Source organism: Nocardia takedensis NBRC 100417 (assembly GCF_000308695.1).
GTDB classification, from domain to species: domain Bacteria; phylum Actinomycetota; class Actinomycetes; order Mycobacteriales; family Mycobacteriaceae; genus Nocardia; species Nocardia takedensis.
In genome coordinates, this window is sequence record NZ_BAGG01000103.1 from 1 (window position 1) to 15,983 (window position 15,983).

General features: G+C 70.1%; 14 protein-coding genes. 3 read left to right on the forward strand and 11 right to left on the reverse strand.

The genetic code is table 11. The features are described 5' to 3' along the window. The 4 genes from ON30_RS21865 to dapE form a co-directional block, all read right to left on the reverse strand. Positions 1–1,026, reverse strand: a 1,026-nt coding sequence (locus ON30_RS21865; RefSeq protein ID WP_157183808.1) for an AMP-binding protein, incomplete at its 3' end; no start/stop codon positions are given. A gap of 56 nt (positions 1,027–1,082) precedes the next feature. After that, positions 1,083–1,667: an LOG family protein gene (locus ON30_RS21870; protein WP_083911597.1), complete on the reverse strand. Its 585-nt coding sequence runs from the start codon at positions 1,665–1,667 to the stop codon at positions 1,083–1,085. Beyond that, a complete protein-coding gene (locus ON30_RS21875; RefSeq protein ID WP_040709818.1) occupies positions 1,664–2,473 on the reverse strand; it encodes an LOG family protein in 810 nt (269 codons plus the stop codon). Before ON30_RS21875 ends, ON30_RS21870 begins: the two co-directional genes overlap by 4 nt. A 96-nt stretch (positions 2,474–2,569) precedes the next feature. After that, positions 2,570–3,670: a succinyl-diaminopimelate desuccinylase gene (gene dapE, locus ON30_RS21880; RefSeq protein ID WP_040709702.1), complete on the reverse strand. Its 1,101-nt coding sequence runs from the start codon at positions 3,668–3,670 to the stop codon at positions 2,570–2,572. Positions 3,671–3,753: 83 nt separating this feature from the next. Between dapE and dapD the strand changes: the two genes are divergently transcribed. Further along, positions 3,754–4,701 carry a 2,3,4,5-tetrahydropyridine-2,6-dicarboxylate N-succinyltransferase gene (gene dapD / locus ON30_RS21885; protein ID WP_040709704.1) on the forward strand — a complete coding sequence of 316 codons (948 nt, stop codon included), beginning with the start codon at positions 3,754–3,756 and terminating at the stop codon, positions 4,699–4,701. Between the two features lie 19 nt (positions 4,702–4,720). Here dapD and ON30_RS21890 read toward each other — a convergent pair whose 3' ends face one another. Continuing rightward, positions 4,721–6,151: an acyl-CoA synthetase gene (locus tag ON30_RS21890; protein WP_040709706.1), complete on the reverse strand. Its 1,431-nt coding sequence runs from the start codon at positions 6,149–6,151 to the stop codon at positions 4,721–4,723. 132 nt (positions 6,152–6,283) lie between these two features. Between ON30_RS21890 and ON30_RS21895 the strand changes: the two genes are divergently transcribed. Beyond that, complete coding sequence (locus ON30_RS21895; RefSeq protein WP_040709708.1) at positions 6,284–7,132, forward strand: oxygenase MpaB family protein; 849 nt, start codon at positions 6,284–6,286, stop codon at positions 7,130–7,132. On the opposite strand, the gene ON30_RS21900 is transcribed toward ON30_RS21895, so the two are convergent. After that, positions 7,129–7,770, reverse strand: coding sequence for a TetR/AcrR family transcriptional regulator (locus ON30_RS21900; protein WP_040709710.1), 642 nt, complete (start codon positions 7,768–7,770; stop codon positions 7,129–7,131). The two genes, ON30_RS21895 and ON30_RS21900, sit on opposite strands and share 4 nt — an antisense overlap. Before the next feature lie 178 nt (positions 7,771–7,948). On the opposite strand from ON30_RS21900, the gene ON30_RS21905 reads away from it, so the two are divergent. After that, positions 7,949–8,827, forward strand: a complete 879-nt coding sequence (locus ON30_RS21905; protein WP_040709711.1) for an oxygenase MpaB family protein — start codon at positions 7,949–7,951, stop codon at positions 8,825–8,827. On the opposite strand, the gene ON30_RS21910 is transcribed toward ON30_RS21905, so the two are convergent. The 5 genes from ON30_RS21910 to ON30_RS21930 all read right to left on the reverse strand — a co-directional run bounded on the left by ON30_RS21910 (position 8,828) and on the right by ON30_RS21930 (position 15,822). Continuing rightward, the gene (locus ON30_RS21910; protein WP_051029773.1) at positions 8,828–9,733 is read right to left on the reverse strand and encodes a proline dehydrogenase family protein; all 906 of its coding nucleotides are present in this window, start codon (positions 9,731–9,733) and stop codon (positions 8,828–8,830) included. Between the two features lie 115 nt (positions 9,734–9,848). Further along, entirely contained in the window at positions 9,849–11,480 is a 1,632-nt protein-coding gene (pruA, locus tag ON30_RS21915) for an L-glutamate gamma-semialdehyde dehydrogenase (protein ID WP_040709714.1), read from the reverse strand. 69 nt (positions 11,481–11,549) lie between these two features. Next, the gene (dapC, locus tag ON30_RS21920) at positions 11,550–12,671 is read right to left on the reverse strand and encodes a succinyldiaminopimelate transaminase (RefSeq protein WP_040709820.1); all 1,122 of its coding nucleotides are present in this window, start codon (positions 12,669–12,671) and stop codon (positions 11,550–11,552) included. Between the two features lie 8 nt (positions 12,672–12,679). Continuing rightward, a complete protein-coding gene (gene fdxA, locus ON30_RS40680) occupies positions 12,680–13,000 on the reverse strand; it encodes a ferredoxin (RefSeq protein ID WP_040709716.1) in 321 nt (106 codons plus the stop codon). A gap of 221 nt (positions 13,001–13,221) precedes the next feature. Then, positions 13,222–15,822, reverse strand: a complete 2,601-nt coding sequence (locus tag ON30_RS21930) for a bifunctional FO biosynthesis protein CofGH (RefSeq protein ID WP_040709718.1) — start codon at positions 15,820–15,822, stop codon at positions 13,222–13,224. Positions 15,823–15,983: the final 161 nt, after the last annotated feature.

Consider the following 15,983-nt stretch of genomic DNA (forward strand, 5'->3'; position numbering starts at 1 on the left):
CAGCGGGCCGAAACCGGCGGTGCGGTCGACGCCGAACGCGTTGACGAAGGCCAGCGGGGCCTCGCTGGCCCCGTAGAACTCGACGATGCGGCGGATCCCGAAGCGCTGGCTGAATTCGTCCCACAGTTCCGGCCGCAACCCGTTGCCGACCGCGAGGCGGATCCGGTGTTCGCGGTCGGTCGGCTTCGGCGGCTGGTTGAGCAGGTAGCGGCACAGTTCGCCGATGTAGACGAAGCCCGTGGCCTTCTCGCGGATGACCTCGTCCCAGAAACCGGAGGCCGAGAACTTGCGGCCGAGGGCGTAGGTGGCCCCGTTGGCCAGCACCGCCGACAGCGCGACCGTGAGCGCGTTGTTGTGGTAGAGCGGCAGCGGGCAGTACAGGACGTCGTCGCCGCGCAGGCGGATGCCGAGCCCGCCGAGCCCCGACATGCTCTTGGTCCAGCGCAGGTGGGTCATGACGCTGGCCTTGGGCATGCCGGTGGTGCCGGAGGTGAAGATCAGGAAAGCGCGTTCGCGGGCGGTGATCTTCGCGCAGATCGGCGGATCGGCCGGGTCGGCGTGTTCGGCGGCGTCGAGCAGCTCGCCGACCGACATCGCGTTGCGCACCGGTTCGTCCAGCGAGTCCAGCGCGTCCGCGCATTCCTCGCCGACGACGGTGACCACGCTGTCGAGCAGGCCGAGACTGTGCGCGAGCACCGCGCCGCGCTGATTGTGGTTGAGCAGACCCACGGTCGCGCCGAGTTTCACCGTGGCCAGCGCGATCAGCAGCGCCTCGGGGCGGTTGCCGCACAGCACCCCGACCACGTCGCCGCGGCCGACGCCACGATCGGCCAGAACGTGGGCGAACCGGTTCACCTCGGCGTTGGCGCGCTGATAGGTATAGCCGCGGCCCTCGAAGCGCAGGAACTCCCGTTGCGGATGACGGTGCGCGCGGCGTTGGAAGAACAACCCCACCGAGGCCCGGTCGCCGGGACGCACCAGCATCCCGAGGACGTTGCGCAGCATGCCGGGGGCGTCCAAGGCCATCCCGGGCAGGGCCGCGGCGAGATCGAGAAGGCTGACGGTATCGGATTTCTCGGAACTCAACGGAGCGGGTTCTCCTCATCGGGGGCCGGGGTGAGGGCGGTCTCCAGCGCGGCGAAGGCCGAGGGGACATCGGGGGCGACGATCAGCCTGCCGAGGGCGTGCGGGCTGACGAAACCGCGCTCGTGCAGTTGCCCGATCCAGCTCAGCAATCCGCCGTAGAAGCCCTCGGCGTCCAGCAGGACCACGGGTTTGTCGTGTTCGCCCAGGTAGCCGCCGGTCCAGGTCTCGAAGAACTCCTCGAGGGTGCCGATGCCGCCGGGCAGGGTCAGGAAGGCGTCGGCGCGCTGTTCCATGATCTGCTTGCGTTGGCGCATGGTGTCGGTGACCACGAGTTCGTCGGAGTGCACATCGGCTTCTTCCTTGTGCACCAGGTGTTTCGGGATCACGCCGAGGGTGCTCGCGCCGCCCGCGCGCGCGGCGGTGGCGACCGCGCCCATCATCGAGACGTGTCCGCCGCCGGAGACCAGACGCCAACCGCGCCGGGCGATCTCGGTGCCCACGCGGGCGGCCAGCGCGATGGCGTCGGGTTCGACGGTGCCCGCCGAGCAGTACACGCACAGCGCGAAACCGGAAGGGCTCACCACTGGTCCTCCGTGCCGAGCGCGTCGGCGGCGCCGCCCGCCTCGGCGGCGGCCAACACGATCGACACGACCTCCTCGACACTGTCGGTGACGTGCAGCAGGTCCAGATCGCCCGGGGAGATCTTGCCCGACCCGCCCAGCGAATCGCGCAGCCAATCCACCAGGCCCGCCCAATATCTCGTGCCGAACAGGATGATCGGGAACTGGGTGATCTTGCGGGTCTGCACCAGCGTCAGCGCCTCGAACAGTTCGTCGAGGGTGCCGAATCCGCCGGGCAGGCAGACGAAAGCCTGCGAGTACTTCACGAACATGGTCTTGCGGGCGAAGAAGTACCGGAAGTTGATGCCCAGATCGACCCAGTCGTTGAGGCTCTGCTCGAAGGGCAGTTCGATGCCGAGCCCGATCGAGTAGCCGCCCACCTCGGACGCGCCGCGGTTGACCGCCTCCATCGCGCCCGGTCCGCCGCCGGTGATCACCGCGAAACCGGACCTGGCCAGCGCCGCTCCGAGGGCGCGCCCGGCCTCGTATTCCGGGTGGTCGGCCGGTGTGCGCGCGGACCCGAACACCGCTACCGCGCGCGGCACCTCGGCCAGCGCGCCGAACCCCTCGACGAATTCGGCCTGGATGCGCAGCACCCGCCACGGGTCGGTGTGCACCCAGTCGCCGGGTTCGTGGCGGTCGAGCAGGTTCTGGTCGGCGGTGCCCAGGCCGTCCTTGCGGTCGCGGCGGAACATTATCGGCCCGCGATACTTGGGAGTCGACTTCCGCGAGCTGGCAACCCCGGGGTCTGCGGCGTCGGTAGACATGACCTCCACGCTACCGGGATCGACATCGCCCGCACCGAACCACCGGGCCAACGCCGGGCGTATTCGGGGCAACGCCCCCGACCGTGCCCGGGCAGGTCAGTGCCCGCCGGTCAGGTAGGAGCGCAGCATCGCGGTGACGTCGGTGATCTGCCGCAGCGGCACGTGCTCGTCGCGCTTGTGCGCCAGGTTCGGGTCGCCGGGGCCGAAATTCACGGCCGGGATGCCGCGGGCCGCGAAACGCGAGACGTCGGTCCAGCCGTATTTGGCGCGCACACCGCCGCCCCCGTGCGCCCGCACCGAGGCGATCAGGTCGGCGGCGGCGGGCGCGGTCAGCCCCGGCAGCGCGCCCGGCGCGGAATCGGTGACCTCGATGTCGAGATCCAGACCCGCGAACACCTCCCGGACGTGAGCGACGGCCTCGTCCACCGAACGGTCCGGCGCGAACCGGAAATTGACGTCCAACTCGGCGGCGTCGGGCACCACGTTTCCCGCGACGCCGCCCGCCACGCGCACCGCCGACAGGCCCTCCCGGTAGACGCAGCCGTCGATGTCGACCTGCCTGCCCCGGTAGTCGGCGAGTCGGCCCAGCACCGGGGCGAGACGGTGGATGGCGTTGTCGCCCAGCCACGATCGCGCCGAATGCGCGCGCACGCCCGCGGTGCGGACCCGCAGTCGCGCGGTGCCCTGGCAGCCCGCTTCGATCCACCCCCCGGAGGGTTCGCCCAGGATCGCCAGATCGCCGTCCAGCCACTCCGGCAGTTCGCGTTCGACGCGGCCCAGGCCGTTGTGCTCGGCGGCGATCTCCTCGGCGTCGTAGAAGATCAGCGTGAGATCGCACACCGGGTCGGTCACGGTCGCGGCCAGGTGCAGGAAGACCGCGTCGCCGGATTTCATGTCGACGGTGCCGCAGCCGAACATGACCGGCGCGCCGTCGGCATCGGTGGCGCGCCCGCTGGGCACGTTGTCGGCGATCGGCACGGTGTCCAGGTGACCGGCAAGGACGACCCGGTTCGGCAGCCCGTGGTCGGTGCGGGCCAGCACGGTGTTGCCGTGCCGCAGCACCTCGAATCCGGCGGTCTGCTCGCGCAGGGCCCGCTCCACCACGTCGGCGATGGCGGCCTCGTCGAGCGAGACGCTGGGGATGTCCACCAGGGCGGCGGTCAGGTCGACGGGGTCGGCGCGCAGGTCGATGCTCACCGCTCCACCCTACGGAGGGGTGTGGCCGGTTCGGCGCAGGTGCCTGCACCACGGCGGCCCGCAGGTCGGTAACCTCTGTCGACGTGAGCATCAAGGGAGCATCAGCGGTCGGTATCGCCAACGTGACCGCGGACGGCACGGTTCTGGACACCTGGTACCCGAGCCCCGAGCTGGGCGAGTTCGGCGACACCGGTACCAAGCGGCTCGACGAGGCTCCCGAGCAGTACGCGGCGCTGCTCGGCCGTGACGAGGCGCGCGACGTCGAGGTGATCGCGGTGCGCACCGTCGTCGCCGACCTGTCGGCCGCCCCGATCGACGCCCACGACGTCTACCTGCGCCTGCATCTGCTCTCGCACCGGCTCGTCGCCCCGCACCAGGTCAACCTGGACGGCCAGTTCGGTCTGCTCAGCAACGTGGTGTGGACCAACCACGGCCCGGCCGCCGTGGAGGGCTTCGAGGTCACCCGGGCCAAGTTGCGCGCCCGCGGCCCCGTCACCGTCTACAGCGTCGACAAGTTCCCGCGCATGGTCGACTACGTGATCCCCACGGGTGTGCGCATCGGCGACGCCGACCGGGTCCGCCTGGGCGCGCACCTGGCCTCCGGCACCACCGTCATGCACGAGGGCTTCGTCAACTTCAACGCGGGCACCCTGGGCAATTCCATGGTGGAAGGGCGCATCTCGGCGGGCGTGGTGGTCGGCGACGGCTCCGACGTCGGCGGCGGCGCGTCGATCATGGGCACCCTGTCCGGCGGCGGCACCACCGTCATCTCGATCGGCGAGCGGTCGCTGCTGGGCGCGAACGCGGGCGTCGGCATCCCGCTGGGCGACGACTGCGTGGTCGAGGCCGGTCTCTACGTCACCGCGGGCACCAAGGTCCGGCTCGCCGACGGCACGGTGGTCAAGGCCGCCGAACTCGCGGGCCGCGACAACCTGCTGTTCCGCCGCAATTCGCAGTCCGGCGCGGTCGAGGTCGTGACGCGCAAGGGCACCGGCATCGAGCTCAACGCCGACCTGCACGCCAACGACTGACCCCGGCGACGACCGAGCCTCAGCTCAGCTGCTTCTTCTGCACCTTGCCCATCGCGTTGCGGGGCAGGTCGGCGACCAACCGCACCTCGCGGGGACGCTTGTGCGCGGAGAGGCGTTCGCCCACATGGGCGATGAGCGTGGCGTCCAGACCGTCCTCGGCCGCCGCGCGCGGTACCACGAAGGCCACCACGCGCTGGCCGAGGTCGTCGTCGGGCAGACCGACGACGGCGGCCTCGGCCACGGCCGGATGTTCGAGCAGGACGGTCTCCACCTCGCCCGCGCCGATGCGGTAGCCGCCGGATTTGATGAGGTCGACCGATTCGCGGCCGACGATGCGGTGGAAGCCCTCGGCATCGATGACGGCCACGTCGCCGGTGCGGAACCAACCGTCCCCGGTCCAGCTCGCCGCGGTCACCTCGGGCAGGCCCAGGTAGCCGTCGAAGAGCATCGGGCCGCTGACCTCGAGGGAGCCGACGCTCTCGCCGTCGTGCGGCGCCTCGGCCCCGGATTCGTCGCGCAGTCGGGTGCGCACGCCCGCCAGCGGGGTGCCGACCCAGCCGGGGCGGCGTTCGCCGTCGGCGCGGGTGGACAGCGTGATGAGGGTTTCGCTCATGCCGTAGCGCTCGACCGGCGCGTGTCCGGTCAGCGCCCGGAGTTTCTCGAAGACGGGGACGGGCAGCGGCGCGCTGCCGGAGACCAGCAGGCGCGCGCCGGACAGGCGACGCGCCGAGTCGGGGTCCTCGACGATCCGTGACCAGACCGTAGGAACGCCGAAGTAGAGGGTGCCGCGCGCGTCGGCGTAGGCGCTCGGGGTGGGTTTGCCGGTGTGCACGAGTGGGCTTCCGACGCGCAGCGGGCCGAGCACGCCCAGGATCAGCCCGTGCACGTGGAACAGCGGAAGTCCGTGCACAAGGGTGTCTCTCGCCGTCCAGGACCAGGCGTCGGCGAGTGCGTCCAGGCCCGCCGCGATGGCCGCGCGGCTGAGCACGACGCCCTTGGGCAGACCGGTGGTTCCGGAGGTGTAGAGCACGAAAGCGGTTGCCGCCGGGTCGGGTTCGGGATAGGTGTGCCAGGAGCGGGCGTGGACGCGCACCGGGATGACGGGCAGCGCGCTGCCTTCCGGGGCGGGGCCCAGCCACGCTTGCGCGCCGGAGTCGGCGAGGATGTGCTCGCGTTCGGCGGTGCCCGAATCCGGCGGCACCGGAACGACGGTCACGCCGGCGAGCAGGCAACCGACGACCGCGAGCACGGTGGTGACGGTGGGCGCGGCCAGCACCGCGACGCGGTCGGCGCGGGCGACGCGTTCGGCCACCGAGGTCGCCGCGCCGAGCAGGTCGCCGCGCGAGAGCGTCGCGCCGTCGATGGTGAGCGCGTCGGGGATGTCGGCGCCCGCGGCCAGGGCGCGCGGGTCGAGGGAGCGGAGCAGCAACGGCGGCGGACCGAACGACATCCGTTCACGCTACTGCGCTTCGGGCCGCCGACCGGTCGCGGGTGCGGCTGTCCGGTATGACCATTGACACTCCACCGATACGGTGAGACGGTTTATGCACAACTTTCTCAACGACGAGATCGGGAGGTCGAGATGACCAGCCCACTGCCCGCCGCCGGGCCCGCGCCCACCGCCGAATTCGACATCCGCGACCACCTGGACGGCTCGGCCGCCCTGTTCGGCGCGGCCGCCAACGTCATCATGCAGTTGAGTGCGCCCGCCGTCGGACACGGCGTGCTGGAGAGCCCGGTCGAATCCGGCAATCTCATGCGGCATCCGATCAAGCGGACCCGCACCACCCTCACCTACCTCGCGGTGGCCCTGCTCGGCGACGACGACGAGCGCGCCGCCTACCGCGAGGCCGTCAACAGCGTGCACCGCATGGTCCGTTCCGGTCCGTCGAGTCCGGTGAAGTACAACGCCTTCGACCAGCGCCTGCAACTGTGGGTCGCCGCCTGCCTGTATTGGGGTTCGCGCGACCTGTCCGAGCGCATGCACGGCCCGCTCGACCCCGCCGACGCCGAGGCGCTGTACCGGTTCTCCGAGCGACTGGGCAGCACCCTGCAGATGCCGACCGGGCTGTGGCCGCCGGACCTGGCCGCCTTCCAGCGGTACTGGGACGCCCAGTTGGCCCAGGCCCGGATCGATCCGCCGGTGCGCGCGATGCTCGACGACATCGTGGATCTGAAGATGTTCCCGTGGCCCGTGCACGCGAGCATGGGTCGCCTGCACCGCTGGGTGGTGGCGGGTTTGCTGCCCGCCCCGCTGCGCGAGCAGATGGGGATGCCGTGGACCGACCGCGACGAGCGCCGACTGGCCCGCCTGCTCACCGCCGTCGGGGCGGTCGAGGACCGGATCCCCAAGCAGCTCAAGACCTTGCCGGTGCAGGCGTTCCTGTGGGATCTGCGCCTGCGCCGCCGGATGGGCCGCTCGCTGGTCTAGCCGGACTGCCCCGCGCGGAAGGAGACCACGACGTGGTCGCGGGCGAACTGGCGGATCGCCCGCTCGTCGTGCAACGGCATGACCGTCTGCGGGGTCAGCGCCAGCGACACCGCGGTGCGCGCGATCATCTCGGCCATCGGTTCCGGGTCGTAGGCGGGCAGTTTGCCCTCACCCTGGAGTCGGGTGACGAATTCGGCGAGGTAGTCGCGGCCGAGTTCGATGATCGGCGCACCGCGGGTGGTGAGGAACGGCAGCACCAGTTCGGGTTCGGTGGCCAGCAGTCGGTGCACGAGTTTGTTGCCGCGCAGTCCGTTGATGAACGCGGCGAACAGTTCGACGATCTGTTCCTCGGCGCCTGCGTCGCGGTCGACCTGGCGTTGCAGTACCGCGTCCACCTCGTCGATGAAATCGCGGGTCTGACGCAGCGCGACGGCCTGGATGAGATCGGATTTGCTGGCGAAGCGGCGGTAGAGCGTGGCCAGTGACAGTCCGCAGCGCCGCGCGACCTCGACCATGCTGGTGCGCTTGATGCCGAAGTCCAGGAATGCCAGCAGCGCGGCGTCCAGCACGTGGGTCTGGTGCTGGTCGTCGGTGTTCGCGCTGCGTACCAGCGGCAGCAACTTGGTCAGCCTGGCCATAGGTGTCCAACCCCTCCATGGTCTAGTGCCGAGAAACGATGACGCACCAAGCATCGCATGACGTCAGGTGCTCGCGGGTTCCATCCCGATTGACAGTCTACCGACACGATGAGAAGGTTGGGGTACAACCTTCTCACTTACCGTCAACGCGGACGACAAACGAGAGATGAGGTCATCGATGACCGTGCTGCCCCTGCGCGCACCGACGCCCGAGCCGGAGCAGGCACTCACCTGCCGCTACGGAACCGCCGAGGACTTCGACATGCCGGAGTTCTGGACCGGCATCGCCGCCTTCCTGGGCGGCACGGCCAACGTCGTCATGCAGCTGAGCCTGACCCCCGTCGCCTACGGCGTCATGGAGAGCCCCGTCGAATCGGGCAGCATCGCCGTACACCCGTGGAAGCGGCTGCGCACCACCCTCACCTACCTCGCCGTGGCCCTGATGGGCACCGACCGCGACAAGAAGGTCTACAAGGAAGCCGTCAACGGCGCGCACCGATTCGTGCGCTCCAACGCCGACAGCCCGGTCGAATACAACGCCTTCGACCCGAAACTCCAACTCTGGGTCGCGGCCTGCCTCTACTGGGGCGTGGTCGACCTCGAGGAGCGCCTGCACGGCCCGCTCGACGCGGACACCCGCGAGGTCTTCTACCAGTACGCGCACCGCCTCGGCAGCACCTTGCAGATGCGCCGGGACATGTGGCCCGCCGACACCGCCGCCTTCCAGGAGTACTGGGACGCCGAACTGGCGACCAAATCCATCGATGAGCCGACCAGGCAGTTCTTCAACAACCTGATCGATCTGAAGATGGTCGCCAAGCCGATCCGCGTCTTCGCGCCGATGCAGCGCTTCTTCGTCACCGGGTTGCTCCCCGAACACGTGCGCCAGGAGATGGGACTGCGCTGGAGCCCGTGGGACGACCAGGTCATGAACGCGATGCTGCGCACCACCGGGTCGTTCTACCGCAAGATGCCCAAGCACGCCCGACTGTTCCCGCTCAACGTGTTCCTGTGGGACATGCGCAGGCGCTACCTGCTGGGCAAGCCGCTCATCTGATCAGTCGCCCACCAGCGCGCGCAGGAACAGCGCGAGATTGGCGGGCCGCTCGGCCAACCGACGGGTCAGGTAGCCGTACCACTCGACGCCGTACGGGATGTAGACCCGCATCCCGTAGCCCGCAGCGGTCAGCCGAGCCTGTTCCGCGGTGCGCACGCCGTAGAGCATCTGATGCTCGAAGCGGTGGGCGGGCCGCCCGGATTCGGCGGCCATCGCCTCCGCCGCCACGATCACCACCGGATCGTGGCTGGCCACCATCGGATAGCCCGACCCGGACATCAGCACCTCCAGGCAGGCCAGATAGGCGTCGGTGACCTCGGTCGCCTTCTGGAACGCCACGCCCGCCGGTTCGCGGTAAGCCCCCTTGCACAGCCGGATCCGCGAACCGGGGCCGGCGAATTCGGCGCAGTCGGCCTCGGTGCGGTGCAGATACGCCTGGAGCACCGCGCCCAACTCCGGGAACTCCGGACGCAGCGCGCGCACCGCGGCCAAGGTGGCGTCGGTGGTGGTGTGGTCCTCGGCGTCCACACTGACCCACACCCCCGCCTCGGCGGCCTTGCGGCACAGCGTCGCCAGATTGTCGGTGGCGATCGCGGGACCGTCGCCCGGCAGCGCCTGACCGAGCGCCGAGAGCTTCACCGAGACCTCCACCGGCGCCGCCTCGAACTCCGACGAATCCGGACGCGAGAGCGCCGCCACCTGGTCGATCAGCGACAGGTACTCCGCGACCGTCGCCTCCGCCCGCCCCCGGTCGGTGGTGTTCTCCCCCAGGAAATCGACGCTGATCATCCGGCCCTCGCCCAGCAACCCGGCGACCACCGGCAGCAATTCGGCGCGGGTCTCCCCCGCCACGAACCGCCGCACGATCTCGGCGGTAATCGAGGTGCCGGTCAGCACGCGTTTCATCCGCGGCGAACCGGCCGCCGCCAGGATGACCGGACGCAGCGGATTCACCGTCGCGCCCGCGGGGATCGGTTCAGCACGGTCACTCGCATCGGCGCCTCCTGTGTCGTCCCACCCGTCAGTCCATGTGCGGATACCGGTACTCGACCGGCGGTGCGAAAGTCTCCTTGATCGTGCGCGGCGCCACCCAGCGCAGCAGGTTCAGCGGCGAGCCCGCCTTGTCGTCGGTGCCCGAGGCGCGCGCGCCACCGAAAGGCTGCTGCCCCACCACCGCGCCGGTCGGCTTGTCGTTGACGTAGAAGTTGCCCGCCGCGAACCGCAGCGCCGCCGACGCCTGCTGGACCGCGTACCGGTCCTGGGCGAAGATCGCGCCGGTCAGCGCGTAGGGCGCGGCCGACTCCACCTCGGCCAGGATCGCGGCGTAGGAGCCGGGTTCGGCGTCGTCGTAGACGTACACCGACAGGATCGGGCCGAAGTACTCGGTGGTGAACGAAGGGTCGCGCGGGTCGTCGGAGATCAGCACCGTCGGTCGGACGAAATAGCCCTCGCCGTCGTCACCCTCGCCGCCGACCGGGATGGTCAGCCCGGCGTCGCGAGCCCTGGCGATCGCGGCGGTGTTCTTGTCGTAGGCGCGCCGATCGATCAGCGCGCCACCGAAATTCGACAGGTCGGCGATATCGCCGTAGCGCAGGTTCGCCGTCAGGTCCAGGAAATCGTCGCCCATCACCCGCCACACCGAGCGCGGGATGTAGGCGCGCGACGCCGCCGAACACTTCTGCCCCTGGTACTCGAACGCGCCGCGAATCAGCGCGGTGCGCAACGCGTCCGAATCGGCCGAGGGATGCGCGACGATGAAATCCTTGCCGCCGGTCTCCCCGACCAACCGCGGATACCCGTGGTAGCGGCCGATATTCGCGCCCACCTGCTGCCACAGGTACTGGAAGGTGGCGGTCGACCCGGTGAAGTGGATGCCCGCCAGGCGCGGATCGGTCAGCGCCACCTCCGACACCGCGACACCGTCACCGGTCACCAGGTTGATCACGCCGGGCGGCAGGCCCGCCGCCTCCAGCAGGCGCATGGTGTAGAAGGCCGCGAGGGTCTGGGTCGGCGAGGGCTTCCACAGGACCGTGTTGCCCATCAGCGCGGGCGCGGTGGGCAGATTGCCCGCGATCGCGGTGAAGTTGAACGGGGTGATCGCGTAGACGAACCCTTCCAGCGGCCGGTACTCCAGCCGATTCCACACCCCGGGCGAGGACTGCGGCTGCTGGGCCAGGATGTCGCGGGCGAAGGCGACGTTGAACCGCCAGAAGTCCACCAGTTCGCACGGGGCGTCGATCTCGGCCTGGATCGCCGATTTCGACTGCCCGAGCATGGTGGCGGCGGCGATCGTCTCCCGCCACGGCCCGGCCAGCAGATCGGCCGCGCGCAGCAGGATCGCCGCCCGTTCGTCGAAGGGCAGCGCGCGCCAACCGGGAGCGGCGGCCTGGGCCGCCTCGATCGCGACGCGCGCTTCGGAATGGGTGGTATCGGTGTAGGTCCCCAGGACGTGGGAGTGCCGGTGGGGCGCGACGATGCTGTGCCGTTCCCCGATCCCCGGCCGATGCTTCCCGCCGACGACCAACGGGACGTCGACGGATTCGGCGGAGATCCGGGCCAGTTCGGCGAGCAGCAGATCACGCTCCCGACTGCCCGGTGCGTAGGTGTGCACCGGCTCGTTCGTCGGGGTGGGGACAACCGTGACAGCGTCCATACCCCAGGCTAGCGCCGTGAGCGCACCGCGTCGTGCGGACCGACACGGAGTGTCGGTGTCGGGATCGGGTCAGGCGAAGGCACGCAGGCGTTCGGCCGCGGCGGCGATTCGTTCGTCGCTCGCCGTCAACGCGATCCGCACGTGCTCCACACCCGTCGGACCGTAGAAATCGCCGGGCGCGGCCAGGATGCCGTGCCGAGCCAGCCGATCCACGGTGACCCGGCAGTTCTCGCCCAGCGTCGCCCACAGGTACAGGCCCGCCTCGGAATGATCGATGCGGAACCCGGCCGACAGCAGCGCCGCCCGCAGCGTCTCCCGGCGGGCCCGATAGCGTTCGCGCTGGTCGGCCTCGTGCGCGTCGTCGCCGAGCGCGGCCGTCATCGCGGCCTGCACCGGGAACGGCACGATCATGCCCGCGTGCTTGCGCACCTCGAGCAGTTCGGCCACCAACTCCGGGTCGCCCGCGACGAAGCCGGCCCGGTAGCTGGCCAGATTCGACGTCTTGGACAGCGAGTGCACGGCCAGCAGGCCGGTGTGATCGCCGTCGCACACCTCGGGATCGAGCAGCGAGACCGCGCGGCCCTCCCAGCTCAGACCCAGGTAGCACTCGTCGGAGGCCACGATCGCGCCGCGTTCGCGGGCGAAGGCGACTACCTTGCGCAGATGGTCGACACCGAGCACCTTGCCGGTCGGATTGGCCGGCGAGTTGACGTAGATCAGCGCCGGATCACGCGGACCCAGCTGGGTCAGACCGTCGGCGCGCACGATCTGCGTGCCGGCGAGCAGGCCGCCGACTTCGTAGGTCGGGTAGGCCACCTCGGGGATGACCACCAGATCGGCGGGCCCCAGACCGAGCAGACGAGGCAGTCCGGCGATCAGTTCCTTGGTGCCGATGACCGGGAGCACCGCGGCCGGATCGACGCCGGTGATCCCGTAGCGCCGCGCCAACGCCTCGACGGCGGCGGCGCGCAGTTCCGGTGTGCCGTGCGTGGTGGGGTAACCGGGGACCTCGGCGACCGAGGCCAGCGCCGCCCGGATGAGCGGGTCGACCGGGTCGACCGGGGTGCCGACCGACAAGTCGACGATGCCGCCGGGATGGGCCGCCGCCTCGGCCTTGGCCGCCGCGAGGGTGTCCCAAGGGAAGTCGGGCAGCAGGTCGCTGACCCGGGCGCGACGTGTGCGTAGAGCCACGTGCGCGCTCACTGGCCCATCGGGGGAAGCTCTTTGATGAACGGCGGGTCGTGCTCCACCTTGCCGACCTTGGTGGCGCCGCCGGGAGAACCGAGTTCGTCGAAGAAATCGACGTTGGCGTTCACGTAACCGCTCCACTGGTCCGGCGTGTCGTCCTCGTAGAAGATCGCCTCCACCGGGCACACGGGTTCACATGCACCACAGTCAACGCACTCGTCGGGATGGATGTAGAGCATGCGGCCACCCTCGTAGATGCAGTCCACGGGGCATTCCTCGATGCATGCCTTGTCCTTCACGTCAACGCACGGTTCAGCGATGATGTACGGCACTGCCGCTCTCCTAGTCTGTCCTCACCTGCGGGAATGGTCCGCCTGCGAAACCCTATCCCGGCACCCCGCGGGATCACCGGTCAGCCTGCCCTAACTTTTCCCGTTCCGCCCCCGGTAGATGGCGCCGAATCGGTCCGCCGACGTCGGCGCGACACCTATGATCGTAGTGCCGCGCCGTCCGATCCGCCCGCGGTCGGGCGAGTGCGGAACAGCCGATAGCCTCAGCCTGTCGCCAACGGCAGCAACGGCGCGCTGCGTTCGACCCGGCCGTAGACGGTGGTCCGCTCGCGGACCGGACGCCCGATGCCCTCGGCGATCTCGTGCAACTCGGCGACGGTCTTGGCCGAGCCGTGCTGAGAGCCCGCCATCCGGGAGATGGTCTCCTCCATGAGGGTTCCGCCCAGATCGTTCGCTCCACCTTGGAGCATGACGCGGGTACCCGGGGTTCCGAGTTTCACCCAGCTGGTCTGGATGTTGTGGATGCGGCCGTGCAACATGATGCGCGCCAGCGCGTGCGCGGCGCGGTTGTCGCGGATCGTCGGCCCCGGCCGCGACGCGCCCGCCAGATACAGCGGTGCGCTCTGGTGCACGAAGGGCAGCAGTACGAATTCGGTGAATCCGCCTGTCTCGTCCTGGATTCCGCGCAGCACCCGCAGGTGACCCACCCAGTGCTTCGGGCTGTCGACGTGCCCGTACATCATGGTCGAACTGGACCGCAGCCCCACCTGGTGTGCCGTGGTGACCACCTCGATCCAGGCCGAGGCGGGCAGCTTGCCCTTGGTCAGCACCCAGCGGACCTCGTCGTCGAGGATCTCCGCGGCCGTGCCGGGAATGGTGTCCAGCCCGGCTTCCTTGAGCGCGACCAGCCAATCCCGGATGCTCTGCCCGCCGCGCGAGGCGCCGTTGACGATCTCCATCGGCGAGAACGCGTGCACGTGCATCGAGGGCACCCGGCGCTTGACCGCGCGCACCAGATCCGCGTACCCGGTGACCGGCAGATCCGGATCGATGCCGCCCTGCATGCAGACCTCGGTGGCCCCGTCGACGTGCGCCTCCCAGGCGCGGTCGGCGACCTCCTCGGTGCTCAGGGTGAACGCGTCGGCGTCGCCCTTGCGCTGGGCGAACGCGCAGAAGCGGCAACCGGTGTAGCAGATGTTGGTGAAGTTGATGTTCCGGTTCACCACGTAGGTCACCTCGTCGCCGGAGACCTCGCGGCGCAGTCGGTCGGCCAGCGCGGCCACCGCGTCCAGGTCGGCGCCGTCGGCGGTGGCCAGCGCCAGATACTCCGCGTCCGAGAGGCCGGCCGGGTCCTTCTCCGCGGCCCGCAGCGCGGCCAGCACGTCGGCGTCGAGCCGCTCCGGCGCGGCCGAGGTCAGGCCCTTGGCCTGTTCGCGGATGGTGTCCCAGTCGCCGAACGCGCCGAGCACGTCCTGTCCGAGACCGGAATCGCTGCGGCTCTCGGTGTTGCGGCCGGTGACGTCGATGTCGGTGTTCAGATCGACCCGGCCCACCGATTCCCAGGACTCGTCGGGCTCCTGCCAGGGCAGCCCGACCGGCATCGCCTCCGGATCGGCCAGACCCGTCGCCGGATCGGTCAGCGCGGCGACGTGCGCGCCGATGCGCGGATCGATCCACGGATTGCCCGCGCGCACGTACTTCGGATGCGCGGAGGTGCGCTCGACCAGGCGGAAACCGCCCGCCTCGGTGATCGCGCGCAACGTGTCCAGATTCGGCCACGGACGCTCCGGGTTGACATGGTCCGGCGTCACCGGCGACACCCCGCCCCAGTCGTCGATGCCCGCCTCGAGCAGCGCCAGGCATTCCGCTTCCGACACCAGATTCGGCGGCGCCTGCACCGGAACGTCCGGGCCGAGCAGCAGCCTGGTCACCGCGATGGTGGCGCGGAACTCCTCGAATCCGGCATCGGGCGCGTCGCGCATCGCGGTGTCGTCCTTGGCGCGGAAGTTCTGGATGATGACTTCCTGGATGTGCCCGAACGCCTTGTGCTGCTTGCGGATAGCCATGATCGAATCGGCGCGCTCGGCGAGCGTCTCGCCGATGCCGACCAGGATGCCGGTGGTGTAGGGCACCGAGAGCCTGCCCGCGTCGGTGATCGCGCGCAACCGCACCGCCGGGTCCTTGTCGGGGCTGCCGTGATGGCACTGCCCCTTCTCGGTGAACAGTCTTGTCGAGGTGGTCTCGAGCATCATGCCCATCGACTGCGCCACCGGCTTGAGTCGCGAGATCTCCGCCCAGCTCATCACGCCCGGATTCAGATGCGGCAGCAGACCCGTCTCCTCCAGCACCAGGATCGAGACCGCGCGCAGATAGTCCAGGGTGGAGTCGTAACCGCGCTCGTCGAGCCACTGCGCCGCCTCCGGCCAGCGGTCCTCGGGCCGGTCGCCGAGGGTGAACAGCGCTTCCTTGCAGCCCAACGCCGCACCCTGCCTGGCGATCTCGAGCACCTCGTCGGGTTCGAGGAACATGCCCGCGCCCTCGGCGCGCAACTTGCCCGGCACGGTGACGAAGGTGCAGTAGTGGCAGCGATCGCGACACAGCCTGGTCAACGGGATGAACACGTTGCGCGAGTAGCTGATCGTGCCCGGCCGACCGGCCGATTCCAGTCCGGCGTCGCGCACTCTGGCCGCGCTGCGGCACAGATCGACCAGCTCCTCGCCGCGGGCGTGCAGCAGCACCGTCGCCTCGTCCGCGTTCAACGTCACGCCGTCTCGCGCGCGGCGCAGCGCTCGACGCATGGCCGACGGTGTCGGCGGCGCCGGGGGAACACTGGGTGTCGCTAGCTCGGTCACGCCCTCGATCATGCGCCAACCATCCTTCGCTGTCTCCCTCCGGTGCGCCGGAACGCGCGTCAGCAGCACAACCCCGGGCCGCGGCGGGGTTATTCCACGACGCGCGACGCCGCGCCTGCCGCGCACGTCAGAACCCTCGCGCCGGACGCGCGCGTCGAACACCGCGCCGCGCG

Coding starts and splice junctions, on each gene's coding strand:
- ON30_RS21875 (WP_040709818.1), bottom strand. CDS start 2,473: ATGTCTACCGACGCCGCAGACCCCGGGGTTGCCAGCTCGCGGAAGTCG.
- ON30_RS21890 (WP_040709706.1), bottom strand. CDS start 6,151: ATGTCGTTCGGTCCGCCGCCGTTGCTGCTCCGCTCCCTCGACCCGCGC.
- ON30_RS21895 (WP_040709708.1), top strand. CDS start 6,284: ATGACCAGCCCACTGCCCGCCGCCGGGCCCGCGCCCACCGCCGAATTC.
- ON30_RS21900 (WP_040709710.1), bottom strand. CDS start 7,770: ATGGCCAGGCTGACCAAGTTGCTGCCGCTGGTACGCAGCGCGAACACC.
- ON30_RS21905 (WP_040709711.1), top strand. CDS start 7,949: ATGACCGTGCTGCCCCTGCGCGCACCGACGCCCGAGCCGGAGCAGGCA.
- ON30_RS21910 (WP_051029773.1), bottom strand. CDS start 9,733: ATGAAACGCGTGCTGACCGGCACCTCGATTACCGCCGAGATCGTGCGG.
- pruA (WP_040709714.1), bottom strand. CDS start 11,480: ATGGACGCTGTCACGGTTGTCCCCACCCCGACGAACGAGCCGGTGCAC.
- ON30_RS21930 (WP_040709718.1), bottom strand. CDS start 15,822: ATGATCGAGGGCGTGACCGAGCTAGCGACACCCAGTGTTCCCCCGGCG.